The organism is Bacteroides sp. HMSC067B03, assembly GCF_001811315.1.
In the GTDB taxonomy this organism is placed as follows: Bacteria; Bacteroidota; Bacteroidia; order Bacteroidales; family Bacteroidaceae; genus Bacteroides; species Bacteroides faecis.
Genome location: NZ_KV804412.1, coordinates 358,684 through 370,041 on the forward strand (window position 1 = coordinate 358,684; position 11,358 = coordinate 370,041).

Genomic DNA, 11,358 nt, shown 5'->3' on the forward strand with positions numbered 1-11,358 from the left:
GTTAATTGGTCATTGGTAAATCATTCCCTGTTCCCGGCTGCATATTCTCCCGTGTTGATGTCAAGTACGGGACGCTTGGGCTGTATCAGCGCGTCTTCGTATTGGCATTTCCACTGGATGCTGCGGTCCATATCACCGTCTTTGATTCCATCGATGGTTTCTCCCGAATCTATTTCATTGCCGCTTGTAAGCAGATAGGACGCCACATTATAGGCATGGTTCACTACCCAGTTCGGATCAAGTCCGCGGAAGTGGTACTGCAGGTCAGGCAGGAACAGCGTGTTCATCCCGAGTGTATCGACCAGCATGTCGTCGGAACCCTGGATCGTGAAGAAACGGACGTTTACGGCATAGCGGATGAACCGGTCAGGACCTTCTATCTGATTGCCGCGGATTTCCTCCGCCTCGAACAGTTTCCCGCTGCCGCTGAAGAAGAACGCTTCGCAGGACGGGAACAGTTCGGCGAGCGCTTCAAGGTAGTCCATTTCCAGGTTGGCACGTTCCAGAGAAGACAGACCGCGGGTAAGGAAGTCCGTAGCGAGCATACTGTACCGGCATTCCTCAAGGATACGGTCACGGCTCTCCTGACAGTCCCACATCTGGCTCCGGGTGAAGTCGTCCACCGTCTTTCCGTCAAAGTCCATGCACGAAGTCATCGGGAACTGTACGGGTGCTTTCCCGTCCTCAAACTCCACCATGTGGTCCAAAGCGGTGATGAAGACAGACTTGTCATCACCTTCGCGGCATTCTACATTGCCGAAATGCTTCCGGCATACATCAGCCACCCTCTGCGTATCCGGCAATTCAACCGGTTCCTTGAACAGAAGGTTTATAAGTAAAGGTCCTCCGGGCTGCAGTTCCTTTGTATTTAGGTCTTGTTGAAATACTTGGTTCATATATTGGTCATTATTACTTATACGATATCTTGAGAGTCATTATGTCCGGTAGGGCGACACCTTGGCTGCGAATTATAGAATGCTTGTCTTCTGCTGAGAAACCTATGGTTTCTCCGTCGTTGAGAACTGCATCGTACTCCAGAACATATCCTGCCATGCTGGCCAGGAAGTCTCTCACCTTTGACGGGTCGGCATCCACGTCAAGGACCTCCATTTCGTCCTTGCCGAAACACTCCATTCCATAGGTGTAGCCGCTGATTCCCTTTTCGGTACGATAAAGCCCGAACCATATCCAGTTGTATATAGGCAGCGAATCCTCCTTCATCATTCCGGAAAAGCCTTCATAGAAACGGGGCTGGAAAACGACGCCGCTGGTATAGATACCGGTTATATTCTTCTGGAGGCAGCAGACAGACAACAGCTTCACGTACAATTTGCCTCTTTCGATCAGGGACTCCTCTTTGCCGATAACGGCAACCATGATGTGGGCCTTATGCTCTTTGGCTGTTTTTTCGGCCTCCGGCCACATGTAATTGTTCTTCGCGCATTCTTCGGCTTCGCCATTAGGTACGGGAGCAGGCATCAGGCTTACCGCCGCCATCATGTCACCCACGTCGAAGACCAGTGACTCGGGGTTCCGTTCCTCGTCAGATTTCTCTTCAGCGGTGATGTTCCACTGTTCTTTCAGATCTCTGATGTATTTTTCCTTGTCCCAGCTGTTGTCGGAGAGCAGGGCGAATCCCACGAATGTGCCGGCCTTCTTCTCACGTTCCTCGGCCTGCTTTGCCTGTTCCATCCAGTAGGAACGCACCTTCTCGACAAGGGCCGTAGCATCCTTGACAGCCGTCTTTTCGTCATAAGGTTCCATCTCACTGAAGGTATGGCCGCAGTCCGACAAGCTGTCTCCTTCGTATCCACCATTCACGCCCAGCAGCCATTCACTGTCCTTGGTATCCTTGTATTTGAAGATGTAGTAGGTCATATCGTGCAGTACGAACGTGTCTGTACACTCTATCTCTGCCGGCTCGTGTCCCAGTTCCTGCGGGTGCGAGAGCCAGGCCGTCATTGCAGCCAGAGCCGCTTCATATTGTGTTGGTCTCATATCTTGAATGTTTTTAATTTATACTTCACTCTTCATCCACATATAAGTTGCCGTCTTCCTTGCGAACCAGTCTGGTGTCATATGGAAAATCCAAATATTGCATAACGTCCGGAGAATAGTTGCAGATAGTATTCAAATCACAATATTCATATCGACATTCGTCATTATCTTCATCCCCATCAGCAAGGAAAAGCCAACCGCTGTCCCAACCCATGTCCTCAGCAAAGGGCTTTTGACGAATGCAAGTTGCTATTTCACATCCATCTACTAAAACACGGCTGCTTACAGTACATTCAATGGCTTTACTCCAATCTTTCAGCAGTAATTTGATGTTGTCCTGCGGTATATGTAAGAATTGCGGATCCGTCTGTGGTTCATCCTCCCACTCTTTGAAACGGCTGTCAATGAGAGCTGCCATATCATGATAATATTTTTCTGTCCAAGGCAGCAACAGATAAGCAGCATCTGTCTCATCCTCACTATTCCATATCCTGCCTTTGAAATAGTCCATGGCATATGCTTGTATATCTTTAATATAGGCATAAGGTGTACTACGGTTTTCCCAATTATACCATTTGGTAAACATCGTTCCCACTCTGTTTAGCAAGATAGTAGAAAGTCCGCCATGCAGATCCTCATTATCTCTAATAAATTCTCTTAAATCAATACTGTCTTCTGCTTTGACCCTATCAACCAGGTCTCCATGTCTAAACAGGAAAGGTTGGCTCATAAGATTGTGTTCTATACACCATCGTAAATAAATCGCCATGTGGTTGTAAGGAGCCAATTCATCTGCTGACAAATGCAACTCTTCTATCTTTTCTTCATGTTTCTTCGCATCGTCAATATAAGATATGTCATAACCTATTTTCTCTGCATCTGTAACAACATTTAGTCTCAACGGATTAATTGTTTCCAGCACATCATCAGGACATATTTCAAAGAATTCATCTATATCCTTATCTTGGATAAATTGTAACTCTTCCCTATATAAAGGGATAACCTGATAAAACTCAACACTTCCTGCTCCTTGTGTTTTACATGTACTTGACTTATCTCCAAATATACTTGGAGACAGGAGAACAATAGCACAGAGCTTGGTGTCTTCTGAGAATGTATTTTCACCTCCAAGTTCCATTGTCTTGCCCCAACTGATACAGGTCCTATGACGTATGCATTGTCTTGCCAACGACGTAATAAGTCGTATAGGCCAACACCATTTCTCTTCTGTCCAATCAGACAATCCGAGTTTCCAGTCAGGTGGTAAATTGATAAGCAATTCTTGATGACAGGTATTGCCGTCTATATCGTCCGATTCAAGGACTTCATGATTACTCATGTTGACTGTTATCAATGTATAATAGTTATGCTCTTTCCTCGGGGCAATAACAGCTATGTCCAATGGATATTCTGAACACGAGTCATCATGCAAGAAATTGTTAATCTTACCAAAATACTTTTCAATATGTGCTATCACTTCCTGTCGTGCAACAGAGCTTATTGAAATTTCACTGGATTGTATTGGGTTAGTTTCAATATCTATTTGATTCAGTACATTAAGACGGTGCGGATTTACAAGGAGAATATTGTCATTCATCTTGTCAAGAAGTTTCTGTGTTCCATTTTTGAGCTTATACTCCAGTTCATCTCCATATAAAGGTATTACCTGATAAAAATTGACTTCCTCTCCATCAGGTAGTGTACAAGTATTTCCACCTACATTTCCACATGGGGGATTTATCAGAATGGAAGCACAAAGCTCTGTCGTATATGAAAGAGGTCCATCATAACTGACTGTATGACCCCAACCAAGCCAAGTATTGTTTTCTCCCGGGAAGCGAGCAAGTTCTTTCAACAACCGTATAGGCCAATACCATTTTTCGTCTTTCAAATGTTCTTTATCCAATTTCCAATACTCTGGCAGACAGATGACAAGTTCTGCCCGTTTCAGCTGTTCTTCTTTCAATTGGTTAGGTACATTCATCAAGTGTGCCCCCATTCCCATTGTCACAAGTGTGTACCAGTTACACTCTTCAGATGGAGGAATCAAACAAATATCCACATGAATGTCTGGTGATACTTTTTCGTGAAAAACGAATTCAAAATTACCATAATAGTGCTCGATATGCTTTTCTATAATATCTATTTCATCTTCTGAGTACATTTCTGGAGCAATAGACTTATTGTCGCCATTATCATCATCACAACAACTTTCACACTTTATTTTTCGTTTTTCCAGTTCTTCATTACACTCATTTATTACAGCAACTGCACTGCTGTCCTCCGGATCAAGTTCCGCCCAGCGTTTGGCATATTCTATCGCCATTTCTTCCTGTTCTACAAGATATTGGTATGCGTATGCCATGCGCTTGTTCCATCCTGCCTGACTTTCTCCGGCTTCACGGATCGATTCCAGCAGTTCAAGTGCTTTATTCAACGCCCTTTCCTTTTCGTCATCTTCCGGTTCATCGCCATTATCTCCCAGAATCGCATAATTCTCATATGCCCGCACCAGCAACATGACCATGTCGTAGTCCTGTTCAGCTTCGGGAATGTCCACAAGTGCTTTGATACACTTGGAAAACTTTTCCATGTCATTCCATTTCTCTATCTGGGCAAGAAACTCTTCTTTATTTTCCTTTGTGTATAGTATAGCCTCGCTGGCCGCTTCTGTCAGTTGGTGTATCCGTCCATTACGGATGAAGTCTGAAATGTAGAAAGAGTATTCGGGGTATTCATCGAGCAGAGGTATAACCTTCTTGACAAAAGCCCTGAGGTCATAGACAAACAGGTCGATATAGCTGTATTCCGTTCCGGTTGCACCCCCTGTTATCACACCGAGATTGCCCGGTTCAAGAATCTCTTCCGTTATCCTGTCTTCAAGATCATGACGGAAGTTCAGTATATTATCTTCGCCAACACCATTCTGGAAAACCATATAAAGAGCCTGAACGCCGAAACCGTCGGCATGGTCAAATATCTCGGTTGAACCGTGATAATAGTCAGCTACAATGGAATCCAGACAGGTGGATCCTACTATCACATCGAAGCGCAGTTCGTCACTTTCCTTCGGGGTCAGTTGATATCCCGTATAAACGTCCTTAGGATTCTCGAAAAATTCATGGCTGTGGGATTTCACGGTTTCCTCTACGTGCTGTCTCAACCCGGACAAGGCAATCATACCTTCCTCAATTCCTGACGCCCTTTCTATACCATTGACATATTTGAACGAGACGCCTTCTCCCAGTACAAGTTCCAGAATGACATGAAAGTTTCCGTCACTATTTTCTTCCGGTAAGGCACAAAGATTTTTGTCGTAATACCTGATGTTGAAGTTTTCTCTCTTTTCGTCATAGGATGCTTTTACCATGATCTTGCCCATATCGACATCGGTATCGTGTACACAGTATGCGAAAGACCCGACCTTGCCCGGGTTGAAGGGGAAGAACTTCCATTTGCCTTTCAGACACTCCGGCATACAGGATATGATGTAAGGATAGATGATGAAGAGATCCGGCCATCCTTCTACCGAGAACGTGAACTCATGGTCACCTCCGATATTGAAGTGCATGTCTTCCGATATCAGATTGGTTCCTTTACTGATAAACTCCATGAAGGCATCAGCTTCCTCCATGGATTTCGGATTCATCATGCCAGACAGCTTTTCTTCGTTTTCTACAAACCAGTTCCAGAATTCTTTCACTCGTCTGGTTAACGGCAAGGCCATATTGCACTGACGGATGAAACTCAGGGTGTCTTCATCCTCCGGATTAAGTTCCCTTGCCTTGCTGAAATAATCCAGGGCCTCCCGATAATTGTTCAGAAAATACTGGGCATATCCCATTCTGAAATTCCACCGTTCATCTTCAGCGCCTTCCTCCCTGACGGATTCGAGCAGTTCTGCGGCTTTGGCATATTCCTCAATATTGTTGTACGCCCTTGCAAGAAGGCTGGTCGTTTCAAAATCCCGCTCTGCTTCCGGAATCTGTTCCAATGCATCGATGATTTCCTGATGCTTTTCGGCTTTGTGCCATTCGTCTATCTGCTTCATCAGTTCGTCATTCATGTTCTCTCCGGTATATATGATTTGCTTATTTTCCGGTTCTATAGGCTGGTCTGCAACCAAAGTCGGGAGGAATTCACCTGAAAGTTTTTTCAGGTCCTCCAGCCTGGAGGCACACAACGTGAAGAGGGTGTACTGGTTGGAACACAGTGCGTGACAGCTGTAAACGGGATAAGGTTCTTCATCCTCTGAATCTTGGCCGGTACCCATGTCATAGAGACGGTATTTTCCGCCGTCAAATTCCCTTTCTTCAATCATTTCCTCTTCCACATCAAGAAAATCCGGCTCACCATTGGTGGAGTATCCTGTACATCTGACCGTGTGCCAGTTGTCTGCAGCCGCATCATAATAGACGAGGGTACCATCATCCGTATCTTCGAGATAGCTGCCCGGCAGACTGAACCTGATCCTTCCGACCTTATGGTTGACAATTCCTCGCCGGTAGCCGATAGTAAATTCCGTTTCGTATGGCGGTATCCCGTCAGTCGGGACAGGGGTACAGCCATGCAGTCTGCAAAGTTCCTCGTATTCCTTTTTGGGGAAGGGAAGAGACGGGTCAAGTGACGCTGCCGTTTCCAGCTCGCTTACGATGTACCCGTTGATGCGGGCATCTTCTTCACTTCTTTCCGACGGCATGAAATAGCAGTCCTCCCACATGGCGTTCAGGGCCATACCTCTATGGAAACGTGCATCACGTTCCGGATTGTTCCAGATGAAGAAATCATCGGCAAAAGATTCGATTCCTTCTTCCCGGATACGTCTGATGACCTCTGAAAGGCGGAAAGAACCCAAAGGTGAGATGACAATGCCGCTGTCTGATTGAGGGTAATATTTATTGAGATCCCAGCAGATTGACAGGGACGTACTGCCTTTGTCTTCCTGCTCCTGGATGATTTCAAACAGTTTGGCCAGCCACTTGTGGAAATGTTTATTCTTCATGGCCTCAAAGTCCCTTTCCGTGTAATAGTCCGTCTCGTCTTCAACCTCAAACTGGGTTCCGGTCGCCTGTTGAAGTCTGTCGATGAACTCTACTGCTGCCTTGTGGAAGCCGGGGCCAAGTATGTTGGTCTGGCAGTCTCCGTTTACGGAAATGACGTTGTCCGTATTTCCTTCTCCCTCATGCTGATAGTTTAGGAACAAGTCGCCCAGTCTGCAAAAACTTACCGTCGAAGATGATTCATCGTGCTCTGCATTATAACCGGACTCAACAGCCTGACTTTCTACAGCCTGTTGAAACTTTTCAATGTCCTTGATTTTAGTGTGAATGGTGAATCCAAGTCCCATAATTTCATTATTTTGTTTATAAATGCAAGATACCGATTTTATTCCAACTGGCCGCGTTTAATTTGTTAATAATAACAGAAATTTGGCACTATTGTAATACAATACACCTTCCGCATGAAGATTCATGTTTTTAATCATAGTCCGGCTGCATTTTGTCAGTTCACTGCATCGGGGTATAATGCTCTTCCGTAATACAAAAAATCCCCCATGAAAATCATGAGGGATCTAAGCGCGTTTGCAGTTTTGTGTCAGAGGATAACAATGGATTCACTCATTCTGGTCATCCTGACCCAGAAAGGCAAACTGAAGTCTCAGGATTTCATCCATCGGAACGACTTTTCGGACTCTGCTCTCCAGACTTTCCGCCTCGGCCCAAAGGAAAGGATAAAAAGCTACGCCCTCGCTGCTCTTCATCTTCGAGGTATCGTCCTGCCAGCCGTCCCATCTGTAATCGGTATAGAACTTATCCGTATCACCGTGCAGACACCAATAGAAGAACTGTCCAAACTTTATCTCCATGTCTTCCATCTCCAGACAGTCGGGAGCAAAATAGCCGATATTGCCGTCATCAAGACAGATGAACAACCCTCCCAGAATGTCTTCGCCGACCACTATCTCGTTGAACGGGAACAGGCTGTTCCTGGTGACAAAGTCCAGCTCTCCCGAACCGTACAGCCTTATCCAGTTGTCAATGACTATACCACCCGTGTTGTCAAGAATTGCAGCCATCAGGCTACCGCTCTTGATCCGGTACTTCTCTTTCATTGCCAGCCTTGCTGCTTCATCCAGAGGCAGCACATTTATCGTTTTTGACGAACTTTTTATTTCATCAAGTATTCTCTGAAACATTTCATCGTTCATAGTCTTTATTTTTTTCTGCTTAAAATTCAACTTTTCATCATACTCATTCAAAATAAATTGCACATTTATCTTGAACGTTATACCCATAGCATTTGCCGGAGGCCGTTATTACTTTTTTCATGTTTCTGTAAATCTTAAAACTCCATATCCTCCGTCCATTCCAAAGAGTCCACCGGACAAAGCTCTACTTTCTTCATTTCGTACCAAACGGTCAGCAATATCCTAATGCTGTCAGGCGTATATCCCTTAACCCATGTACATTCTACAAATTTTCGTCTGCCGTCTCTGATTTCCTCGAATGTGGCATGGCTCAGCAACCCTACACGGAACTCTCCAGCCATGTCCTCCTTTCTTACTTGCATGGCATAGACTGGTTTCCCGTAGCGTGTCGTGCGCCCGTCTTGGTCGATCAGACGCTGCAAGACTTCATTGGGCGTTTCCTGACGGGCTACTATGGCAAAACGTAGTGAAAGGTAATCCCTCCACCTTTGCGGTACTTCAGTCCGCTCATTCTCCGGCGGCATTGTCTTGTCCGAAAAAGTGGGAAACACAATATTCGCCGCCACCACCATAGCCACGATAACTGCCCAATAGACTGCTATTGCTCGTTTCCAGTAACGGGGACGTTCACGGAGTTCCTGCCGGACTTCCTTGCATATCTTCTTGTCGTCAAAAAATCCCAGAGGGATGGCTGACAGCAGCACCGCCAGACCCGCCAGACCGTAGAAAACAACCTTTTGTGGCACGTTTACCAGATGTATATACCCATCTTGTCCCCTTGCCGCCAGAAATGTGCCGGCCAACAGGACGAATTCCGGGAGGATGCTCAGGAAGTATATTCCGGCAGCAAATGCCTTTCGCTTCCTTTTATTGTTCCATTCCGTGAAATGCGCGTAGGAAATTTTATGCAGCATCACCAACAGGCGGAAAAAACGGCTGAATATGTTTCTTCTATTTGTCATTTGAGTATTTCAGTTATCCATTTCAGAGCAGTTCCTAATAAAACCATTGCGGGAATAAGAAGCAAATAGAGAGGGAAAAAAAACAGGTTGCGCCGGAAGGGACTGAACTTGCGTCCCGCATAATGCTGCATGACCGCTTTCCGCCGGGAAGGCGGGTATATTTTGCCGAACAAGCGGTCTGTCATGATGACAGAAACGGAAAACACGATTACAAGAATGACTCCAAACACCTCGAATGCCAAGTCATCAAGGAAATGACCGGCTATGGTCAGAGCCGGCATGAATATAAAAAGCGTTATACAGGCCCACAGCATATCACTCCCTCGTGGTTGTTTGAAATTGACCTTGTGATAATTCTCCCATGTTACTTCTCCCAACCAGAACAGATAGTCGAAGAAATAATAATGTCGCTTTCGTTCTTGCTCTGTATATTTCTGCTTTCTCATTTTTTATTATATAAGTTTTACAGAGTTTCTTGCGATAATCATATACATAGTATCGAAAGAACCATTCGTTTGCAGCATTATCCACAATGATTTTTCTGAATCGTTTCATCCTCGCCCCTCCTCAAAAATCACGAAGCTCATCAAATTTCTCAATCAGGGCATCTTTCTGGAGCGTATCACCCGGCAGGGCATCAAGGATACCCCGCAGAGCCATGTAAATTTCATCACGCTCCTCGGTTTCGATAAAGCCCATCTTGTTGAAGGTCTGGGTATAGGCTGCCACCGCATCCAGTGCTTGGGCCTGGGTGTCCTCACTCGACTCAACGGCCAGCTTCATCAGCTGGGAACGAGTCTTGCGGTATTGATTGGCTGCCTTTTTCGCAGCGGAGGCGGGAATATGCTCCGCACCATCCCAGCCCCGGAAGGGATTGTCCAGATTTTGCGCCAGCCACTCCGGTTTCCGGGGTTTGGTGATCCGCAGATCCATTCCCGGCTTGCTTTTCCAGAGCTGTTTTGCCACTTTTGCCGCCGTCTCCGGCAGGCTGGTCATCCAGAACCAGCGAAGCTCCGGCATTTGTTCCGGGGTGGGGATGTCATCCGCCCCGAAACCGAACAGGTCGAAGGTGGATAAGTTCGTCAATTCCCGGAACCCTCCCACGGCGGAGAAGTTCCCCAAGTTTCCCGGCGCGCCCCAGAGCCGCAGTTCCTTCAGGTGGGGATGGACCGCAGCCAGTCCGGTCAGATCAAAGTCCTTCAGCTCGATGCCATGCAGCCCCCGTAGGTTCAGCAGTTCCGTGTGCGGGCGGTATTCCCCGATAAATTGGAGAGTCAAACCGCTGCCATCTTCGGGGGCATGGATGGCACAGGCGTCCAGCCCCTTGTTCTGGAACAGGAGCAGCTCCGTTCCCTCACACAGCCGCAGTTCCTCCAGCCCGGTCATATCCAGCATCAGCTTTCTGATGCTGGTGCCCCGCATATCAAGTGTCCTCTGACCGTGGTTCAGCAAAGTCACTTCATTAACAAAGGGGGTTTCCCGCAAAAACTCCAGCAGATCCGGGTGCCACCGCTCGCAGATAAGGGTGGAGAGGCAAGGTAGCGCCTTTAGTTCCAGCGCCGAATCGAATGGTTCGTAATGGTCCGTCACCCGATGGCTACTGACCTTCACCGGGATACCGCCGATCTCTGTTTGCTCATCGCTCTCCATGGCCTCTTTGAAGGCCCGCCGCCGTTCCTCCGGAATGGCCTGCCACCGGATCTGGAGGTACACATCATAGCCGTCACTCCAGCCGCCGTAGGAGCGGCAGGGTTGGTCGGTGAAGGGCGGAAGTGTACCCACCAGCGTGTACTGGGGCGGGACCTCCATCGGCACCCGCAGCAGATGAAGGTCACGGGACCAGTACATGAAGTCCTTGTAGAGCGGGCGGAGATGGGGCAGTTCCTCCGCAGTCAGAGGGGCGTCGCCCACCCAATCCAGAGAGAGGACCACCGCCCAAGATTCTTTGCTCACCGTGTCCGGCGGCGCAATATAGGCCACTTGGCAGGCGGTGTAGCGTTTCAGATATTGGTTGTAAACTGTATAGACTTCTCCAGCGCTGGCTTTCATGGCTGCCACGCTTCTTTCATCAGTTCTTTTCCAAATAGAATCCCCAGTTGTATCTAAATCAAATTTATTTTTAGGTATTAAATCTTGTTCATTCATATACATCAATAATGTTCGGTGGCTAATCGCTGTTTAGGCGATTTA

The 11,358-nt window shown here is 46.9% G+C and carries 7 protein-coding genes; all 7 read right to left on the minus strand.

All coding sequences use genetic code 11. The annotated features are described in order from the left end of the window. Positions 1-20 precede the first annotated feature (20 nt). The gene (locus tag HMPREF2794_RS20590; RefSeq protein ID WP_070752477.1) at positions 21-896 is read right to left on the minus strand and encodes a DUF4261 domain-containing protein; all 876 of its coding nucleotides are present in this window, start codon (positions 894-896) and stop codon (positions 21-23) included. Positions 897-909: 13 nt separating this feature from the next. After that, complete coding sequence (locus HMPREF2794_RS20595; RefSeq protein ID WP_070752479.1) at positions 910-1,998, minus strand: DUF4261 domain-containing protein; 1,089 nt, start codon at positions 1,996-1,998, stop codon at positions 910-912. Between the two features lie 25 nt (positions 1,999-2,023). Further along, positions 2,024-7,345 carry an immunity protein Imm33 domain-containing protein gene (locus HMPREF2794_RS28050; RefSeq protein WP_083312143.1) on the minus strand — a complete coding sequence of 1,774 codons (5,322 nt, stop codon included), beginning with the start codon at positions 7,343-7,345 and terminating at the stop codon, positions 2,024-2,026. 267 nt (positions 7,346-7,612) lie between these two features. Next, a complete protein-coding gene (locus HMPREF2794_RS20605) occupies positions 7,613-8,206 on the minus strand; it encodes a DUF2625 family protein (RefSeq protein WP_070752501.1) in 594 nt (197 codons plus the stop codon). Positions 8,207-8,340: 134 nt separating this feature from the next. Continuing rightward, positions 8,341-9,168, minus strand: coding sequence for a hypothetical protein (locus HMPREF2794_RS20610; protein WP_070752481.1), 828 nt, complete (start codon positions 9,166-9,168; stop codon positions 8,341-8,343). Beyond that, positions 9,165-9,614: a hypothetical protein gene (locus tag HMPREF2794_RS20615; protein ID WP_070752483.1), complete on the minus strand. Its 450-nt coding sequence runs from the start codon at positions 9,612-9,614 to the stop codon at positions 9,165-9,167. Before HMPREF2794_RS20615 ends, HMPREF2794_RS20610 begins: the two co-directional genes overlap by 4 nt. Before the next feature lie 121 nt (positions 9,615-9,735). Further along, a complete protein-coding gene (locus tag HMPREF2794_RS20620; protein WP_210403605.1) occupies positions 9,736-11,313 on the minus strand; it encodes a hypothetical protein in 1,578 nt (525 codons plus the stop codon). Between the last annotated feature and the right edge of the window lie 45 nt (positions 11,314-11,358).